Annotated in this window: 17 protein-coding genes and 1 pseudogene; 7 read left to right on the top strand and 11 right to left on the bottom strand. The window is 62.7% G+C overall.

Annotated elements, in window-relative coordinates; translation table 11 throughout:
* Positions 1–883 (bottom strand): glycerate kinase type-2 family protein (locus tag VL752_RS22200; protein WP_325358854.1); only part of this gene is annotated, 883 nt, incomplete at its 3' end.
* Between the two features lie 69 nt (positions 884–952).
* On the opposite strand from VL752_RS22200, the gene VL752_RS22195 reads away from it, so the two are divergent.
* Together VL752_RS22195 and VL752_RS22190 are read left to right on the top strand one after the other, a co-directional pair.
* A complete protein-coding gene (locus VL752_RS22195; RefSeq protein WP_325358852.1) occupies positions 953–1762 on the top strand; it encodes an N-formylglutamate amidohydrolase in 810 nt (269 codons plus the stop codon).
* 19 nt (positions 1763–1781) lie between these two features.
* Complete coding sequence (locus VL752_RS22190) at positions 1782–2033, top strand: DUF1244 domain-containing protein (protein ID WP_325358850.1); 252 nt, start codon at positions 1782–1784, stop codon at positions 2031–2033.
* Positions 2034–2075: 42 nt separating this feature from the next.
* Here the strand turns inward: VL752_RS22190 and VL752_RS22185 are convergent, their stop codons facing one another.
* On the bottom strand, positions 2076–4928 hold the full coding sequence (locus tag VL752_RS22185; RefSeq protein ID WP_325358848.1) for a glycosyltransferase family 2 protein: 2853 nt from the start codon (positions 4926–4928) through the stop codon (positions 2076–2078).
* 539 nt (positions 4929–5467) lie between these two features.
* Between VL752_RS22185 and VL752_RS22180 the strand changes: the two genes are divergently transcribed.
* Positions 5468–5740 carry a DUF2312 domain-containing protein gene (locus VL752_RS22180; RefSeq protein WP_325358846.1) on the top strand — a complete coding sequence of 91 codons (273 nt, stop codon included), beginning with the start codon at positions 5468–5470 and terminating at the stop codon, positions 5738–5740.
* A gap of 65 nt (positions 5741–5805) precedes the next feature.
* Here VL752_RS22180 and VL752_RS22175 read toward each other — a convergent pair whose 3' ends face one another.
* Positions 5806–6285 carry a peroxiredoxin gene (locus VL752_RS22175; protein ID WP_325358844.1) on the bottom strand — a complete coding sequence of 160 codons (480 nt, stop codon included), beginning with the start codon at positions 6283–6285 and terminating at the stop codon, positions 5806–5808.
* Between the two features lie 127 nt (positions 6286–6412).
* Here VL752_RS22175 and VL752_RS22170 point away from each other — a divergent pair, with 127 nt between their 5' ends.
* On the top strand, positions 6413–7072 hold the full coding sequence (locus VL752_RS22170; protein ID WP_325358842.1) for a YqgE/AlgH family protein: 660 nt from the start codon (positions 6413–6415) through the stop codon (positions 7070–7072).
* A 75-nt stretch (positions 7073–7147) separates the two neighbouring features.
* On the opposite strand, the gene VL752_RS22165 is transcribed toward VL752_RS22170, so the two are convergent.
* Positions 7148–7705 carry a MarR family winged helix-turn-helix transcriptional regulator gene (locus VL752_RS22165; protein WP_325358840.1) on the bottom strand — a complete coding sequence of 186 codons (558 nt, stop codon included), beginning with the start codon at positions 7703–7705 and terminating at the stop codon, positions 7148–7150.
* Between the two features lie 136 nt (positions 7706–7841).
* Entirely contained in the window at positions 7842–9167 is a 1326-nt protein-coding gene (gene hisD / locus VL752_RS22160; protein ID WP_325358838.1) for a histidinol dehydrogenase, read from the bottom strand.
* Between the two features lie 202 nt (positions 9168–9369).
* On the opposite strand from hisD, the gene VL752_RS22155 reads away from it, so the two are divergent.
* Positions 9370–10131 (top strand): SDR family NAD(P)-dependent oxidoreductase, encoded by a 762-nt coding sequence (locus VL752_RS22155; protein ID WP_325358836.1) that lies wholly within the window; start codon positions 9370–9372, stop codon positions 10129–10131.
* A gap of 452 nt (positions 10132–10583) precedes the next feature.
* Here the strand turns inward: VL752_RS22155 and rbfA are convergent, their stop codons facing one another.
* The 5 genes from rbfA to rimP all read right to left on the bottom strand — a co-directional run bounded on the left by rbfA (position 10584) and on the right by rimP (position 16570).
* The gene (gene rbfA / locus VL752_RS22150; protein WP_325358834.1) at positions 10584–10997 is read right to left on the bottom strand and encodes a 30S ribosome-binding factor RbfA; all 414 of its coding nucleotides are present in this window, start codon (positions 10995–10997) and stop codon (positions 10584–10586) included.
* Positions 10967–13645: a translation initiation factor IF-2 gene (gene infB, locus VL752_RS22145; protein ID WP_325358832.1), complete on the bottom strand. Its 2679-nt coding sequence runs from the start codon at positions 13643–13645 to the stop codon at positions 10967–10969. Before infB ends, rbfA begins: the two co-directional genes overlap by 31 nt.
* 2 nt (positions 13646–13647) lie before the next feature.
* Positions 13648–14271: an RNA-binding protein gene (locus VL752_RS22140; RefSeq protein WP_325358829.1), complete on the bottom strand. Its 624-nt coding sequence runs from the start codon at positions 14269–14271 to the stop codon at positions 13648–13650.
* A 61-nt stretch (positions 14272–14332) separates the two neighbouring features.
* A complete protein-coding gene (gene nusA, locus VL752_RS22135; RefSeq protein ID WP_325358827.1) occupies positions 14333–15856 on the bottom strand; it encodes a transcription termination factor NusA in 1524 nt (507 codons plus the stop codon).
* A gap of 42 nt (positions 15857–15898) precedes the next feature.
* Positions 15899–16570: a ribosome maturation factor RimP gene (gene rimP / locus VL752_RS22130; protein ID WP_325358825.1), complete on the bottom strand. Its 672-nt coding sequence runs from the start codon at positions 16568–16570 to the stop codon at positions 15899–15901.
* Between the two features lie 122 nt (positions 16571–16692).
* Here rimP and VL752_RS22125 point away from each other — a divergent pair, with 122 nt between their 5' ends.
* Both VL752_RS22125 and VL752_RS22120 read left to right on the top strand, forming a co-directional pair.
* Positions 16693–17361, top strand: coding sequence for a YbhB/YbcL family Raf kinase inhibitor-like protein (locus tag VL752_RS22125; protein WP_325358823.1), 669 nt, complete (start codon positions 16693–16695; stop codon positions 17359–17361).
* 84 nt (positions 17362–17445) lie between these two features.
* Entirely contained in the window at positions 17446–18624 is a 1179-nt protein-coding gene (locus tag VL752_RS22120; RefSeq protein ID WP_325358821.1) for an acyltransferase family protein, read from the top strand.
* On the opposite strand, the pseudogene VL752_RS22115 reads toward VL752_RS22120, so the two are convergent.
* Positions 18527–18806: pseudogene (locus VL752_RS22115) on the bottom strand (hypothetical protein); the annotation flags it as partial. The gene VL752_RS22120 and the pseudogene VL752_RS22115 overlap by 98 nt on opposite strands.

Raw genomic sequence — 18806 nt, 5'->3', positions numbered from 1 at the left:
GCGCCGCTTGCTGCTGCGCGACGTCGCGCGCCTCGCCCTCGATCGCATCGCCGAGCATCACCGGCGTCATGCCGGCGTCGCGCACGGCTTTCGCCGCGGCGTCGAGCGCTTCGCGCGGCGTGGCGATGATGTGATAGGTCGCGTTGGCGAGGCGCGGATCGCCCGGTTTCGGCGTCTCGTCCGGCGAGCGATGGAGATGGCTCGCGAGCGCGGGCGGCGGGCTCATCGCATAGCGCGTCAGGACGCGCCGCGCATCGGCGAAAGTCGTCGGATCGGCGATCGTTGGCCCCGAACCGATCACCGCCGGATCATCGCCCGGCACGTCGGAGATAGCGAAAGTGATGACCGGCGCGGGAAAGGCTGCGGCGGCGAGCCGGCCGCCTTTCACCGCGGAGAGGTGCTTGCGGACGCAGTTGATCTCCGAGATCGTCGCGCCCGAGCGCAGCAATTCGCGCGTGACCTGCTGCTTGTCGTCGAGCGTGATATTGCCGGCCGGCAGCGCCAGCAGCGCGGAAGCACCGCCCGAGAGCAGGCAGATGACGAGATCGTCGGCGCTGAGACCCTTCACCATCGCCAGGATGCGCTTGGCGGCGGCTTGGCCGGCGGCGTCGGGCACGGGATGCGCCGCCTCGACGACCTCGATGCGGCGGCAGGGAACGCTGTGGCCATAGCGGGTGACGACGAGTCCGGTGAGCGGGCCGGGCCAATGATCTTCGACGGCGCGCGCCATCTTGGCCGCGGCTTTGCCGGCGCCGATCAAGATGGTACGGCCCTTGGGCGCCGCTGGCAGGCGCGGCGGCAGGACCTTGGCCGGGTCGGCGGCGTCGAGCGCGACGTCGAGGAGGCGGCGTAGGAAGGGCAGGGGATCGCGGGAAGAACCCAATTTCTTGCTTCGCTTTAGCGGGAGGCCCCAGGATAGGATGACTGCTCGATCACAACAATTCCCCGAACGATGGCGTCACAATCTCTTCTCGCTGCCCGCGATCCCCCTGTGTTCGAGCTTTGCCACGAAACGGGCAAAGCGCCTGTCCTGCTGACCTGCGATCATGCCAGCCGGCGCGTTCCCGCGGCGCTCGGCCAGCTTGGCCTCACCGAAATCGTGCTGGCGCAGCATATCGGCTGGGACATCGGCGCCGCCGCGGTAACGCGGCTCCTTGCGCCGATGCTTGATGCGCCGGCCGTGCTCGCAGGCTATTCGCGGCTCGTCATCGATTGCAACCGCCGTCCCGACGATCCGAGCTCGATCCCCTTGGAGAGCGACGGCATCGCGATCCCCGGCAATGCCGCGCTCGATGAAGCGGCGCGGCGCGAGCGCCGCGCGCTGCTGTTCGAGCCGTATCACGACGCGATCGACCGGCAGCTCGCGCAACTCGGCGCCGGCGGCCGCGCGCCGGCGGTGATTTCGATGCACTCTTTCACGCCCAAGATGCAGGGCTTCGCGCGGCCCTGGCATATCGGCGTGCTGTGGGATGGCGAGGGCCGCATCGCCAAGCCGTTGTTGGCGGCACTCCGCGCCGAGCTCGATCCCGCAACCGTCGGCGACAACCAGCCCTACTCGGCGCGCGAGCCCGTCGGATTCACGCAGCGTCACCATGCCTATGAGCGCGGCCTGCCGCATGTCGCGATCGAGCTGCGCCAGGATCTGATCGCCGATGATAAGGGCGCGGCCGAATGGGCCAAGCGTCTCGCACGGTTGTTGAAGCCGATCCTCGCCACACCCGGCCTCTATGTGGCAATCGAGCGCACGAGACCCCATACTTAGAGACAAGGAAGGAGGCATTATGGACCTCGACGACAAGACCCGCACCGAGCTCGAAGCCGGTGCGTTCCGCAAGCTGGTCGCGCATCTGCGCGAGCGCACGGATGTGCAGAATCTCGACCTGATGAATCTCGCCGGCTTTTGCCGCAACTGCCTCGCCCGCTGGTACCGGGAGGCGGCCGAAGCCAAGGGCGTCGGCCTTTCCGACGCCGCCGCGCGCGAGGTTGTCTACGGCATGCCTTACGAAGAATGGAAGGCGAAGAGCCAGACATAAGCCGCACAGGGCGCCGGACAGCCGGCCAGCGCATCATTCGTTTTAGGAAAATTTTTCTACCAAAGCCGACCCAATTCTATCGCTCAAATACAATCTGGCCGCCCGCTCCATCATTCCGTTGAGATGTACAGACCAGGAATACCCCATGTAAGCGAAAAGGTTGTCCCAGACCTCAATAGGTTGCTCATTTACATGGTGGTAGTGAGCAGGCCGATTCCTATCGGCTGCAGAAAACCAAATCGCATCAGAATGTGAGATGCAATTATCTACTATTTTTGATGCGAAAAATGGCTCGATATGTTCGATAACCTCTGTGCACATCGCAAGGTCAAATCTGCGTTCTAGCCGGGGCATGAACTTAAGATTGAATTTTCTTATCCGCTCAGGATCAATTCCTCTAGCCACCAAGGTGTCAACTCCGGCCGTTGATCCTTCAACGGCTAAATAGTCTAACCCATCCTTCGCAAAGGCAGTCGTTATCTCTCCCCCTCCAGTTCCAAGCTCTATGACTGAGGAGAATTTACGTCCGAACAGGAAGCTATAAACCTGCTGCATGTAACGATATAAATCTGATGCAGCGGCATCACTTGGATGACCTATCTCTGGTTCAAAATACTGCTCTGGGTACAGCGTGTCTAAAGAAATATATTTGAATGAATAAGGGCATTCTAGATTGCGCCACCACTCGTTGCCGTATGCGTGATAGCCCTTACCCATATCGGACATAAGATTGATGTCTACTTCGCGCCTTATGTGGGCCAAGTGAAGATTGGCATCTGCATTGCGTAACTCTTCAATGAAATCATGAGATATTTGTCGGCTATTCGAACCGCTATCAACTGGTTGCACTTGCGATGTTCCTTCGACGTTCTGCGCAGCTTTAAGAGACCTCAAATCGTTAGACTTCCCTACATCCCATAAAATGGACTTCCGACGATCTGGTTCACTTGATAGTCGGCGGCAGTATTCTAGAAACTTTTGTCGGTTACCCTCTTCTCTGATTGAGAAGGCATGAAAAAATGCTTCGCCATATTCCGTATTAAGACCGAACCACGTGGCATCCGTCAGCGGCCATCGCGCATCCTCTACTCTCGACGGCCAGATAAATACGACTGGCACCCCTATCGCTTCGCAGACATAGGTTAGTTGCTCACCGACGTCACCCAAATTTGTATGAACAAACGAAGGACTTCCAAGCTTTTGCCAAAGCTGCTTCGTCAATGCCAAACAGAACGGACCGGCGTAGAGATGAGAGTCATTTTCAATGTGCGATGCGCGTTGAACGCACCCGACCAGTTGCTCTTGGAGCGCAAGCGAAGCCATCTCACTGAGGGCAGAGGAATGCAGCGGCACGCAATCAATATCTATAAATATAAAGACACCGTCATCACATTCCTGCATATAATTGTCTAAGGCCTCATAATGAGATTGCGAGGTCTTTATTTGGTGAAACGCAAACCCAGCCGGGAGAAATTTTTTTACGATAGCTGCTTGCGCATGGACAACCGAGGCGGGGATGTTACTCATGTAGAAACTGACAACCGACACACGGTGTTCAGCGAGACTGGGGCCGTAAACCTCGATCTGGTCCAAGGCAATCTCGGCTTCTCCTTGTATAGAAATCCGAACATATCGAGCCGACACGACGCCATCGAAAACAATCATCAATGGGTTTCCGTCGGCCCCCCCGAACAGGCGCGGTTCCACCTGTCGAAATCGCTGGGTCCATTCCGAGCAATCTACTGAGGTTTCAACCACCATCGGGCTCATCGATGCGGCAGCAGCTCTGTTATCGGTTCGAGTGGTCATACGCAACCGCCCGACACGCCTTAACTCGCCAAGATCGACTTGCCACCACGGATTAAGTTCCGCGGCGGTTTGTACGTTTGCTCGCCCAGTTATTATCCCAGACACCGCCTTGGAGGCAGCCATAGCAAGATTGCTGTCCGCCCCGGGGCCTGGAGCGGAGCTTTGTAAACACGCTCGATTTCGAGCAAGATCTAAGTCCAGCACCCTCTCAATCAGCCTTGTGCGTTCTACCTGACCTGACATCGAATGCCACAGGTCCCGAAGATAAAAATCCTCCACCTCATTTGTATGATCAATAAAGGCATATGCTTCGCCCGAGGCGAGCTGACTAGCCCACATCCCTTGCCCCGAAAACTGACCGGCCGTGCCGCGTTCAAGCCGCCTGATGAAGTCTGCCTCGGAACGAAGGGCGAAATGCGCCACGAAGCCACTGCTGAGGATCGCTTCATTGCTCTCCCTACTATGCAATTCTCTATCATAGCCCTCAGTAATATTAAGCCCAAACGATGTATAGGCGCAAATATTTGGTACGTGCATCACGGTCCAGAGATGCCAAAATGGCAGCTGCTCGGGACGCAGGCTATCCGGGTCAACCTGCCGTGCACGGATCATCGTTTTGGTTTCGTAGGAAACGCCGCGAGCGCGGCGCGTATATTGCCTCAAAATGCTGCCGTCTGGCCGTGTCAGGAAGCTATTAGTACCATAGAACAGCCAATGATAATGAATGGCATTACAGTCGTCTGGAAATCTGGCAACAAACGCATTGATGTTATTGACGCCGGGAAGAACGAGAAATTCGTCAGCGTCCAAAAATGCTATCCAATCCACCTGAGAAGAATAGTTTCTGAACCAGTGGAGGTAGATATCCCATTGAAGCCCCACAAAAGGGTAATGGACAAAAGTCACAAAGGGCTTGGGGCCCTTTCTGAAAACAGCAGTTCTGTCAAAAAGCTCATTTGGGTCATCATCATTACAATAGATATAAGCGTGATCAAAACCAATGGAACGATGGTAGAGCAACCACTCACATATACTTTCCGCCTCCCAACGTGCCGGACATACTATTGCATAGCGAATCTGGCTCATATGCCCTCCTAGATTTACAACTTGAACAACAAGCTCTTCTTAATAGACAAAGACCACAACGAATTGTCATTAACAATATGCGTAGCCTTAATAGGACGATGATAGGTCAGGGGTTTCCGTCTCGATTTACGCGACTTCCGTGAGCAGAAGATCCGCAATGTAGACTCTCAACGCCTCCTGATCGTCCACGCTCCGAAAGCGACTGCATGGTCTTGTCAATCTGTCGAGCCATTCGGTAGAAGCACATTCCCTAAATTTTCATGCGCCTTTGCACTGAACGCCAAGGGATTGATGCGGTTATTAATCCGGAACGATTATTTTTCTAAACCGCTCATTCATTAGGCTAAGATAACAATACGTGTAAAGAACGATTTGACATGGCGGTCTCGAACCACCGCTGGCCCTCAGTGAGCACAGGCTAGTAGGCAAGTCCTGCCAGAAGGTGAAAACGTGATCCCCAAACACGATTGACCCCGGCCCCCTCGACGGGTTACCTCGCCCGCCCGGACCGGACTTTCCGCATTCGAAGGAGCTCGCCCATGGCGTTTGATTCACCCGAGACCACCGACGCCGCCTCCCAGGGCAATATCGCGGCCGACCGCCTGCGCAGCATCATCGAGCGCATCGAGCGGCTGGAGGAGGAGCGCAAGGCGCTCGGCAGCGATATCAAGGACATCTATGCCGAGGCAAAGTCTGCCGGCTTCGACGTGAAGGTGCTGCGTCAGCTCATTCGCATCCGCAAGCAGGAGCCGGCGGATGTCGAGGAGCAGGAGACCCTGCTCGACGTCTACCGCCGCGCTCTCGGCATGTAGTGCCACTGCCGGCCCGCGGCGCCCGGGGGTAACCACCCCCGGTGCAAAACCCGGCCGGCCCCGCCTTAGAGGGCGGCGAGTACTGTCTCCGCCTTGCTCGCCTCGAAGGCCCCGCCCTCCTCCACGCCGAGGAAGGTGACGACCCCGTTCTCGGCCACCAGCGCGTAGCGCTGCGACCGGATGCCCATGCCACGGGCCATCAGGTCCAGTTCCAGGCCCATGGCGCGGGCAAAGTCACCCGATCCGTCCGCGAGCATGAGAACCTTGCCCTCCGTCCCGTGCTCGCGGCCCCAGGCGCCCATGACGAAGGCATCGTTGACGGCGATGCAGGCGATGGTGTCCACGCCCTTATCGGAGAAGGCCTCGGCCTGCTCGACGAAGCCCGGCAGGTGGCGGACGCTGCAGGTGGGGGTGAAGGCGCCAGGCACCGCGAAGAGCACGACCGTCTTGCCCTTGAAGATCTCACCGGTGCTGATGGGCTTGGGGCCATCGGGCGTCGCCGCCGTGACCGTGACCTCAGGGATCGTGTCGCCGACCTTGATCATCTTGTCTCTGCCTCTCTTGGGTGGAGTCCTCGCTTAAGCCCTGGCGACGGGCCTGTCACCCGTCCCGCGGGACGGCGCCCCGCCCAATCGCCTTGCATGAAACCTCAGAAATGCCAGATAATCAGGAATGAGCAGAGCTTCACGCAAGACGACCGGGCGGGAGGCAGCATTTCCGCCGCCGCAAACTGCGGAGATCCCGGCGCCTCCAAGCCTTGACCTTGCCCACCGCGCAGCCGACCGGCTGACCGGGCAGATGCTTGTGGCCATGCCGAGCCTCACTGATCCCAATTTTTCGCAGGCCGTCATCCTTCTCTGCGCCCATGGCGAGGAGGGCGCGATGGGCATCGTGCTCAACCGCGCCGTGCAGAAGCCAAGCTTCGCCGGGCTGCTGCAGCAGCTCGACATCCTGCCCCATCCGCCGCAGCGAGAGATCCGCCTTTGCGCCGGCGGCCCGGTCGAGAATGTACGCGGCTTCGTGCTGCACACCACCGATTGGATGACGGAGACGACGCTCGAGGTGGATGGCGCCTTCGCACTGACCACCAGCCTGGATGTGTTGAAGGCCATCGCCGAAGGGCAAGGCCCGCGGGCCGGGCTGCTGGCGCTCGGCTATGCCGGGTGGGGCCCCGGTCAGTTGGAAGCGGAACTCGCCGAAAATGCCTGGCTTTCGGTTCCGCCAGACGAGGCTCTGGTGTTCGATGGGCATAATGACACGCGTTGGCGTCGAGCGATGCAGAAAATGCATATCGACCCGCTGTCGCTATCGCCGCTCGCAGGCCACGCCTAAGCGCGCGCCGCCACCTCCATCATGCAAGATGAGATGATGCCCGGCTGAGCGCGGCATCATCTCACAAGGCGGCTATCAGGCCGCCTTTTTCTTGCGCGCCACTTTCTGCGGAGAATCGGTCAGACCCGCCGCAGCCTTGGACAGCGCCGTCAGCAGACCGACGAGAGAATCCACCTGCTTGGGCGAAAAATCGGCCAGCAGTTGCTCCTCACGTGCAACAGCCGCGGCGGCGATCCGGTCATGCAGCCGGCGTCCCTTCGCGGTCAGCGCGGTCGCGCGGGACCGGCCGCTCGTGTCACGCGACAGAACAAGCCCCTGCTCCTCCATGCGGGCGAGGCTGCGGCTTACCGCCGCCTTGTCGAGGCCGGCATTCTTGCAAAGCACCGGCGAGGTAATCCAGGGGTCGGCGGCGAGCGCCACGAGGATGTGCCACTCGGACAGTCCGATGCCGTAGTGCTTGCGATAGAAGCGCGAGGCGCCACCCTCAAGTTTGTTGGCGACGGCGCGGACCAATCCCGGAACGTAGCGCTCCGCGACGATGACCGTGCCGGCCGCGGCGCGGCCCGTTCCCGCCGCTTCCGGCGTACGAGACGTTTCAGTCCGTTTGGCCCTTTGAACCTGACGATCCAGCACGAGCTATTTCCCCTTCTTGTTGTGCCGATGATCTCCCGAACGGCTGAGTCCGGAAGATGTACGCTGTGATTAACGAAAATCCTGCTTCATACCCGGACCTTTGAACATGCCGCGGTCACTTTGCTGTCAGTCAACGTCACCGCGACAGAAGTGATCTGCGAACGTCGGACACAGCCCGAGCGTGACCAGAGAAGCCCTCATAATCCGCCAGCGCTTTCGCGTGGCGTGCCAAATCATCATAGCCCGATTTCGTTACATAACCAACAGAAGATCGTTTCATGTAGTCATAAACGGACAAGGGCGAAGCGGTGCGGGCCGCACCGCCCGTGGGCAGCACGGCGTTCGGCCCCAAAAGATAGTTGCCTAAGGTTACCGGCGTATGACGACCCAACAAAACCTCACCAGCATTGATGATGCGGCCGAGAACGGACATGGGCTCTTCCGTCAGAATCTCCAGATGCTCGGGCGCGTAGGCATTGACGAAATCGACCGCCTGATCGAAATCGCGTGTGAGGATGACGCCACCACGCGGGCCGGTGAGCACGGCACGAGAGAAGGCGACCCGCCCCTGGTCCATCTCCGTCCAATGGCCCGGTAATGCCGCGATCGCCTCCTGCGCCACCCGCGCACTTGGCGTCACCAGCCAGGCCGACGAATCCGGCCCGTGTTCGGATTCGATGATGAGATCGAGTGCCGCGAGCGCGCCGGAAACGCTGTCATCGGCAAGAATAATGGATTCGCTGGGACCCGCAGGCACGCCGGGGTCGATCCTGGTTGCAAGCAGCCGCTTTGCGGCCACAACCCAGGGGCTGCCGGGACCGACGATCTTGAGACAACGCGGCACCGTCTCGGTTCCGAAGGCGACGGCGGCGACACCCTGGGCACCGCCGCATTTATAGACCTCCTTGATGCCGGCAAGTTTCGCCGCCACCAGAGTTCCGGCGTCAACGCCGCCGTCCGGCCCGGGCGGGGTGACGATGATCGGCCGCTTTACGCCGGCAACCATGGCCGGCACCGCCGTCATGATGGTCACGCTCGGGAAGGCGCCCTTGCCGCGGGGGACATAGCAAGCGACGGTCTCGATCGGCAGAAACCGGTCGCCCGCCCAGGCGCCAGGATGAACTTCCTTCAGCCACATCTCTTCCGGCCGTTGCGCCTCATGGAAGCGGCGCACGGCGTCGATCGCGACTTCAATGGCCCGCACGACTGCCGCCGGAACCCTGTCGAAGGCTGCCTCGAAATCACTTTCTGACGCGCGAAGGGAGTCAATCGGTGCCTCAACCTTGTCGAAGTCGCGGGCAAAGCGGCGAAGCGCGGCATCACCTTCGAGGCGCACGGCTTCAATGATCTCGGCGGCGCCTTCGAGAAAGCGCGACAGGTCGGCCTCGGTGCGGGCGAGCAGTACCGGCGGGATCGTATCGTGTTCAGAAATGTCGTGAAAACTGACCGGTAATTGTGTCAAGCCAACCTCGTATATCGCCGCATCACCGTCCTTCGTCGCACCGGCCTCCGTTCGAGCAGACGTTCCGCTCGTGCGGGAAGCCCCAAATAGGACACCGTGACGAATATCCTTCTATCGATTCCGCATTAATCCTCAACTTGGCGATAAAGGCACGGTATGTTTTGCAGGGTTAGCGCTTTTTAATCCTTAAGGCTGCCTTTTCATGCGCGTTCCAAATTTCTTGCTTGATGACAAAACCGCACTGGTGACCGGGGCGTCCCGCGGTATTGGCCAGGCGATCGCCGTCGCCCTTGCCTCGGCCGGGGCCCATGTCCTGCTCACCGGACGCGACGTGGCCGCCCTCACCGAAACCCAGAAGATGATCAACGATGCCGGCGGCTCTGCCGAAATCCACAGTCTCGACGTCGGCGACCCCGCAAGCATTGCAGCCTGCTTCGAAAAGCTAAGCGGCCCGCTCGACATTCTGGTCAACAACGCCGGGATGGAGGAGGTGCGGCCCGCGCTCGATGTCGATACCCGCCTGTGGGACCGCATCCTCGGTGTCAACCTCCGGGGCAGCTTCTTCTGCGCTCAGGCGGCAGCGCGGCGCATGATTGAAGCCGGCCAGGGCGGCGCCATCCTGAACCTTTGTTCGCTCACCTCTGAAGTCGGGGTCCCGACAGCCGTTCCTTATGGCGCCTCGAAAACCGGCCTGGTCGGCATGACACGCGCACTCGCGGCGGAATGGGCACCTAATGGCATCCGGGTCAACGGCATTGGGCCCGGCTATTTCCGAACGGCCTTGACCGAACCGTTCTATGCCGATGCTAGCTGGAAAGAACGTATGCTTACAAAGATTCCCCTCGCGCGGTTCGGGCGCATGGAGGATCTGATGGGGCCCGCGGTCTTCCTCTGCTCCGACGCGGCCGCCTATATCACGGGTCAGGTGCTTTATGTTGACGGCGGCATCCTCGCCGCCCTGTGACCCCGCATGCGACTCATTTGCCCAATCAAGGCAACAAGCCGCAGATGATCATCGTTGACACCGTCAATATGTCACAGGGATCGCAGACGCAAAGGACCGACCGGTACCGTTGCGACCGCACCGATCGTTGATCAATTGCACAAACCGCAGGTTGATCGGATGAGCCAGGGCGGAACGTTGACCGGTCGAATGATCTGATAATTGATGAGTCTCTGCAGACGGAACTGACGGAACCTCTTCAGATCGAGAGGAGGAAGCGATCGGCACATGCCGTCAATCAAACGCTCCTCCGAAACGCGACCATATCCGCGAGGGGCGGATCGTCTGCATCTAATACGCTGGACGCACCATCGGGACGGCCTGCCGCGTGCTCTCCCTGAACAAAAAAGGCGGGCCACAATGCGGCCCGCCTTTTTTGATCTCTTCGTCGCTCGGGGTGCTGCCCTGTGGCCTCAGCCCTTGCGGCCGAGATCGCGCACCACCTCGGGGCGGTGCAGCAGGGTGTTCACCTCCATCGCATAGTCGATCGAGGTATCGGCCATGAAGGTAATGTCGGGGGCCACCCGCAGGCGTAGCGAGCGGGCGAGCTGACTGCGCAGGAAGGGCGAAACCCGCTTCAGCGCCGGCAGAAGCTTGTCCACGTCACTGCGGCCGAGCCGCGTGACAAAAGCGGTCGCCTTGCGGAGGTCCGGGCTCACCCGAACCTCCGTCACGGTGATGGCTACGCCGCTCAGTTCGTGGTCGCGGATCACGTCGCGCGCGAAGATATCTGCCAGAAGATGGCGGATCTCTTCGGCAACGCGGAGCTGCCGCTGGGAGGGGGCTCCGGCCTGCTTCACGCCGGAACAAGCTCTCGTTCGTAGCATTCCACGATGTCGCCCTCGCGCAGATCCTGGAAGCCCGCGAAGGACAGGCCGCATTCGTAGTTGCGCGCCACTTCGCGAACATCATCCTTGAAGCGCTTGAGCTGGGACAGATCGCCCTCGTGGATCACCACATTGTCGCGCAGCAGGCGCACACCCGCGCCCCGGCGCACAACGCCTTCCGTGACCATGCAGCCCGCGACCTTGCCGGACTTGGTGATGTCGAAGACCTTGCGGATCTCGGCATAGCCCAGGAAGTTCTCACGCACCTTCGGCGCCATGCGACCCCGGACCAGCTTCTCGATGTCGTCCGCCACATCATAGATGATGCTGTAGTAGCGGATATCGACACTCTCGCGCTGGGCGAGTTCGCGGGCCTGGGCCGTGGCACGCACGTTGAAGGCCACGATGACGGCGCTGGAGGCCTTGGCGAGCTGGATGTCGCTCTCCGAAATCTGGCCGACGCCGGCGAGCAGGACGCGGACCTTGACCTCTTCATTGGCAAGCTTGAGCACCGTCGCCTGGATGGCTTCGGAACTGCCCTGCACATCGGCTTTGATGAGGACGCCGACTTCCTTCTGCACACCGGCCTGAATGCGGGCGAGCATCTGGTCGAGCGTGCCGCGGCCGGCAATGGCGCCCGCCGCCGCCTTGTCACGCAGCTTGCGCTGGCGGAACTCGGCCACTTCGCGGGCGCGCTGCTCGTCATCCACTACCGTGAAGGTCTCACCTGCCCCCGGCACCGCCGAGAGACCCAGCACTTCGACCGGCACGGAAGGTCCGGCGGTCTTCACATTGGCACCGTTCCAGTCGATCAGCGCGCGCACGCGGCCGTATTCGGCACCCGCGACGAGAATATCGCCGGTCCAAAGCGTGCCCTTCTGCACGAGCACCGTCGCGACCGGGCCACGGCCGCGATCGAGCCGGCTTTCGATCACCGTGCCTTCCGCGTCACGCGTCGGATTCGCCTTCAGGTCAAGCATTTCGGCCTGAACCAGAATGGCTTCCTCGAGCTTGTCGAGACCCGTGCGCTTCAGCGCGGAGACATGAATCTCCTGCGTGTCGCCGCCGAGGCTTTCCACCACGATCTCATGCTGCAGCAGTTCGTTGCGCACGCGGTCGGGATTGGCGCCCACCTTGTCCATCTTGTTGATGGCGACGATGATCGGCACGTTCGCCGCCTTGGCGTGGCTGATCGCCTCGATTGTCTGCGGCATCACGCCATCGTCGGCGGCAACCACCAGGATGACGATATCCGTCACACTCGCCCCGCGAGACCGCATGGCCGTAAAGGCGGCATGACCCGGCGTGTCGATGAAGGTGATCCTGGAGCCCGAACTCGTCGTGATCTGGTAGGCGCCGATATGCTGGGTGATGCCACCCGCCTCGCCCGCCGCCACATCCGTCCGGCGCATGGCATCGAGCAGGCTGGTCTTGCCATGGTCGACATGACCCATGATGGTCACGACCGGCGGCCGCGGCAGCAGATCGTCTTCCTCGTCGACCTCGCCTTCAAGGCCAAGTTCGACGTCGCTCTCGGAGACGCGCTTCACGCGGTGGCCGAATTCCTGGACCACGAGTTCCGCCGTATCGGCATCGATCGACTGGGTGATCGTTGCCATCACGCCCATCTTCATGAGCGCCTTGACGACATCACCCGCCCGTGCGGCCATTCGGTTCGCAAGTTCCTGAACCGTGATCATCTCGGGCAAGACAACGTCACGCACGACTTTCACCTGATCGGTACGGAGACGTTCAAGCTCGGCCTGGCGGCGTTCACGGTCCCGCTGGCGACGCATCGAGGCAATGCTGCGCACGCGCTCGTCATCACCCTCGATCGCGGCCTGGACGTTGATCTTGCCGGTGCGGCGGCGATCGTCGACGCCCTTTTTGGGCGCGACGACGGCGGGCTTGCGCGCCGGGAGTGACGTGCCGCCCGGACGGCGCACCGGGCGCTGATCCTCGTCTTCCTCGCCGGCACGGCCGGAGGGTTTCAGTCGCAGCGTCTCGCCTGCAGGACCCGGATGCCGCGGTGCCGCGGCGGGACGGGGGACACTGGGTGCTGAGGGCGGCGGCACGGGCGCCGTCGCCTTGCTGCGGGCGGAGGCTGCGGGCGCGGATTCTTCCGGCTCGCTTACCGGTGCCTCGGCATTGCGGCGGGCATCCTGCTCCGCTGCGCGACGCTCGGCTTCCTCGGCCGCCGCCTGACGCTCGGCCTCCTCGCTCGCACGACGGGCCTCTTCCTCACGGCGGCGGGCCTCTTCGGCAGCCGAGAGGATCATGATCTTTTCGCGTTCGCGGGCTTCAGCCTCGCGCTTCGCCGCGTCGCGCTTCTGGTCCTCCAGCACGCGCTGACGCGTGGCGAGTTCGCTCGCCGTCAATGCGCGCGAAGCAACGCCCGCACCGCCGGAGCGCCCGCCGCCCTGCGGACGGCCGCTGCCACCGGAAGGCTGCCCACCGGACGCGGGGCCGCTTGGGGGCGGCGCACCGGGGGCGCGCTTCTTGCGGACCTCAACCTGCACCACCTTGGAGCGGCCATGGCTGAAGCTCTGGCGCACGGAACCCGCGTCCACGGTGCGCCCCAGCTCCAGTCGCCCCGCAGGACGCAGGGACAATCTCGCCTTGCCGTCTTGGTCTTTCGTATCGCTCAATGTCATCCGCCCGGTTGATCAGCCTTGGTCCTGGTACGGGAAATACCGGCCAGGCGCTCAGTCTCAGTCAGCAGCATCGTCGCCAGCCGCCCGGCTGATACCGCTACATGCACGGCATGGTCACGCCCGAAAATCTGCCCCAATTCTCGGGCAGGCAAGGGAGCGATCACGGGAACCGCGCGTCCACTCAACAATCTGGCACGTTCCTCGACGCTCCCGTCCAAAGCTTGGACGATCAGCGCCGCGCGATCCGCCGCCAGCCACTCGCGCGCTTTGCTAAATCCGCAAACGGCCTGACCAGCGCGCCGGGTCAGGCCCAATACCTCGATCACTCTACGCTTGAGAGCTGCCTCGATGATGGCCGGCATCTCGGCCGGAACCAGCACCTCCGCACGGGCAGCCCGTGCGAAAGCTTTTCGAGCGAGAGCGGTTTCTAACACATCCCGCCGCGCGCTCAACCACATTCCCCGTCCGGGCAGCCCTGCCTTGAGATCAGGCACGACCGTCCGATCGGGACCGAGGACAAATCTGATCATGGTTTCGGACGGATGCCGCTCGCGCGTGACGATGCAGCGGCGGAACGGCCCCTTTTCCTCGTCGGCACCCGCATCCTCAGGCAGCAGCACCTGAGGTCCAGCCTCGTCCGAGACGAGACCGGCAGCAGGCGCCGCTGTCAGCGTTCCGTTGTCATTCTGCTGCGGGCTCAGAGTCGCCCTCCTCCTCGAACCAATGCGCCCGCGCCTGCATGATGACCGCGTTGGCCGCTTCCTCGTCGAGACTGGTCCCCACGATTTCGATCAACTCGTCGGAGGCAAGATCGGCGAGATCGTCCAGCGTCTTGATACCCTTCTCGCCAAAGGCGACCAGGTTCTGCGGGGTGAAGATCTCGAAAGAGGCAATGTCGTCGGTCACTCCAAGGGCTACGCGACGCTCCTCAAGTTCGCGGTCGCGGCGGCTCATGAACTCCTCCGCACGGCGGATGAGCTCGCCCGCCACGTTCTCGTCGAATCCCTCGATCTCGGCAAGTTCCTCGACCGGCGTATAGGCGAGTTCCTCGAGGGTCGTGAAACCTTCGGTGACGAGCAGGCCGGCAATGACGTCGTCCACATCCAGCGCCTCGACGAAGAGGCCGGAGCGGCGGCGGAATTCCTCCTGACGGCGCTCGCTTTCCTCGGCTTCGGTCAGGATGTCGATATCCCAGCGCGTGAGCTGGCTGGCGAGACGGACATTCTGGCCGCGGCGGCCGATGGCGAGCGAGAGCTGGCTGTCCGGCACCACCACTTCGACCCGGCCGGTCTCCTCCTCCATCACCACCTTGGTGACTTCGGCGGGGGCCAGTGCGTTGACGACGAAAGTCGCCGCCTGGGCGCTCCAGGGGATGATGTCGATTTTCTCGCCCTGCAGTTCCTGCACCACGGCCTGGACACGGCTACCGCGCATGCCGACGCAGGCGCCAACGGGGTCGATCGACGCATCGCGGCTGATCACGGCCATCTTGGCGCGGCTGCCCGGGTCGCGGGCGACCGCCTTGATCTCAATGATGCCGTCGTAGATTTCCGGCACTTCCTGCGCGAAGAGCTTGGCGAGGAAGCCGGGATGGGTGCGGGAGAGGAAGATCTGCGGGCCGCGCGGCTCCTCGCGCACATCATAGATGAAGGCGCGCACGCGATCGCCGTTGCGGAAGCTCTCGCGGGCGATCAGCTCGTCGCGGCGCAACAGCGCCTCCGCCCGGCCGAGATCGACCATGAGGTTGCCGTATTCGGTACGCTTGACGACACCATTCACGATTTCGCCGACACGGTCCTTGAACTCGGCGAATTGGCGGCGGCGCTCATATTCGCGCACGCGCTGAACGATGACCTGCTTCGCCGTTTGCGCCGCGATGCGGCCGAAATCGATCGGCGGCAGCGGGTCGATGATGAACTCGCCGAGATTGATCTCAGGCTTGAATTTGCGCGCGATGTGAAGCGGGATCTGGGTGTCTTCGTTTTCGGCCGTCTCGACCACCTCGGTCCAGCGGGAGAGGCGAACGTCGCCGGTCTTGCGGTCGATCGTCGCGCGGATGTCCTTCTCGTGGCCGTATTTGGCGCGGCCGGCCTTCTGGATCGCCTGCTCCATCGCTTCCAGAACCTCGTCGCGGTCGATCGATTTCTCGCGGGCGACGGCGTCGGCAACCAAGAGCAGCTCGGGGCGGGCTATCGCGGTATCCATGGTCGGGCCTCTCAGAAGTCTCTCAGGCGTTGGCGTTGAAACTCAGTGAAGGTCGGAAGGCGTGTCCTTGGCCGTCGCCTCGATCAGGGCGTCAGTCAGAACGAGCCGAGCCGTCTTGATATCGACGAGGGTCAGCGTGACCTCGGTTCCGTCGTCCAGGCGCAGCCGTCCCTGGCCCTCGGCCGCGCCGAGAACGATGCCGGTGAAGCGGCGGCGCCCGTCGAGCGTCGGGATAGCCATGTCCACCTTCGCCAAATGGCCGGAGAACCGGTTCCAGTCCCGTGGCCGGGTCAGCGGCCGGTCAATCCCGGCGGAGCTTACCTCCAATGTCCAGGCGCCGGGGACGATATCTTCTACGTCCAGAACGGCGCCGATCTGATGGCTGATCGTTTCGCAATCGTCGATCGTGATCTGATTGCCGTCGGCCCGGTCGGCCATGATCTGAACAGTCGGCCGCTCACGCCCAAGCATGCGGATTCGCACCAGGGCAAAGCCCATCTCGGCCAGCCTGGGCAGGATGATCTCGGCGAGGCGAGCCTCGAATCCGGTGTGATGTGGCGTGTTTTCGTCGGTCAAAGCAAAACAGGCGGCCTTTTGGGCCACCCCCGTCGGTCCAGCGGTGAAGGGAAGACCTCGCATATAGGCGCCCTCGCTGTGCGGTGCAAGCAAGAAGCCCGACCGCAGGGCAGCCCGGCTGTCGAGCGGCGGCGCCATGGCTTGCCAATCGCCGCAGTGCCTCGCTAAACCCTGGCTCCAAGCAATAAAAAAGGCGGCCGAAGGCCACCCTTTTCAGTTTCTTGGAAGTTTACCCCACTGATCGCGGGAGTTATTGTTGCGTGAACCATAACTCGCAACGGTCCGTTCTGCCAACTGTTTTGACGTGGCCGAACCGAACCGCCGCCCGCCTTTGCCATGCGCGGCGATCGTTCCTGCCCTGCATCATCCTGCCCTGCGCCCTTCTGATGGTCACGGCGCTCCTTCCCTCCCGGGCCGGAGCGGCGACCGTTGCCAATACCGCCCATTTCGAGCTGGCGAGCCCCACCGTCCAGAATGACGCCACCATGCCGGGGCCGGATGTCGGCAACCGCAGCGAGTGCCGGGGCGGCAACCAATCCCCGCCCCTGATCTGGGATAATGCGCCCGCCGGCACGGCGAGCTATGCCGTGAGCATGGCCGATCTCGATGCCAAGGTCGGCGTCACGTGGCTTTGGCTCATGTTCAATATCCCCGCGAAGGTCACGACCCTCGCTCAGAATGCGGCGGGGGACGGGGCGCTGCGGCCGGCCGGCGCCATCCAGGCCAGGAACGGCTTCGAGGGCACGAGCTACACCGGCCCCTGCCCGCACAAGGGCAAGCTCGCGCACCATTATCTCATCACGGTCTGGGCGCTGAAGGAGGCGAGCCTGCCCTTCAAGGAGGGGACGCCGGCCGAAAAGGTCGCGATCTTTCTCCGCCGCTACGCGCTCGGCCATGCCAGCCTGACGCCGCATTACGGCGGCCGCTGACCCTCGAAGCGCGTCCTCACGAATAGGGCTCGCCAAGCCGGGCGGCGCAGCGTATCCAGACATCTTCGTTGCTGGTACGTATCAATGTCGCACCGCATGCGGGCGCTGGACGGGTTGCGAGGGATCCTCGCGCTTTACATCCTCGCCGGTCACACCCTGCCTTTTCTCTGGCTGCCGCCGGGTCTCGGCTGGGTGGCAGGGCTCGTCTCCCACGGCCGGGCCGCGGTCGACCTGTTCTTCGCGCTGAGCGGCCTCGTCATCCTACATGCGCTGGAGGAAGGCGGATTCCCGGGGCGGGCCGGGGCGGGCCGCTTTCTGGCGTTGCGAGCCGGGCGGCTGCTGCCGGTCTATCTTCTCGCCCTCGGCCTCGCCTGCCTGGGTCTTGCCGCCGGCGACCCTTTCGCCGCCATGCCCTGGCTCGCCCCCGACAGCGCGGCCCATGCCGTGGCCGGAGCCCATTGGCCGCCGCAGCTGGCGCTGCATCTCGCCGCTCATGTCCTGTTGCTGCAAGGCTTGCTGCCGCCGGCTCTGCTGCCGGGTGCGGAATATGCGATCCTGGGGCCGGCCTGGAGCCTTAGCACTGAATGGCAGTTTTACGGCTTCATGGCGCTCTGCCTTGCGATTGCCCCCCGGCTACTCGCGGCAGGCGGCGGACGCGCCACCATCCTTCTCTTGCTGCTCGGGGTCATCGGCCTTGGCATCGCCGCATTGCCGGAATCCTGGCGCTTCGGCCATGCCTTCCTGCCGCGGGACGCCTGGTATTTTGCCCTCGGCACCGCGAGCCACGCCTTTCTCTCCGGCCGGACGAGCCGCGCGCGCTACGGGCTGGTCCTGGCCGGCGCTACCGTGCTGAGCGGTGTCGCCGGCGGGATCGGCGCCATGCTCGTTCCCCTTGTCTGGACACTCTGCTTAAGGGCCGAGCGCCCGAGGATGAGTGTCGACCACGCCCTGCGGCGGCTGCTCATGGCACGGCCACTGGTGTGGTGCGGGGGAATTTCCTACACGCTCTATCTCATCCATGCCCCGCTGCAGCGCCTGCTGATGCTGGGGATCGCGCCATGGGCGGGCGGAGACGGCCGGCTGTTCACCCTTCTCTGGGCCTTACCCGCGATCCTGCTGCCACTCGCGGCAGCGGCCCTCGTGCACCGCTGGATCGAGGAGCCCATCAGGCTCTGGAGCCGCACGCGGATTCTAGGCGCGCCCAGGCCGGGCCTAACCCCTTTCGGGTCAGGCTCCTATACATCGGTTGCCGGCCGGCTTTGATGGCCTTGGCTTCGTAGCGCGTCGGCGGCCAACCTTCTGGTCGTTCGAGGGCCGGCGGGGGCACCTCGAAAACGTCCTGGGCAGCGAGCACCTCGGCCGTCCAGGCCTGATAGGTCGGATCGTCGGTCGCGATGCGCCAAAGTCCGCCCGGGCGAATGACCCGCGCGGCCAGCGCGATATTG

The sequence above is a fragment of the Acidisoma sp. genome (genome assembly GCF_035492295.1).
Lineage (GTDB): Bacteria > Pseudomonadota > Alphaproteobacteria > Acetobacterales > Acetobacteraceae > Acidisoma.
The sequence above is the reverse complement of the archived record's forward strand: the minus strand, read 5'-3'. Positions and strand labels throughout refer to the sequence as shown.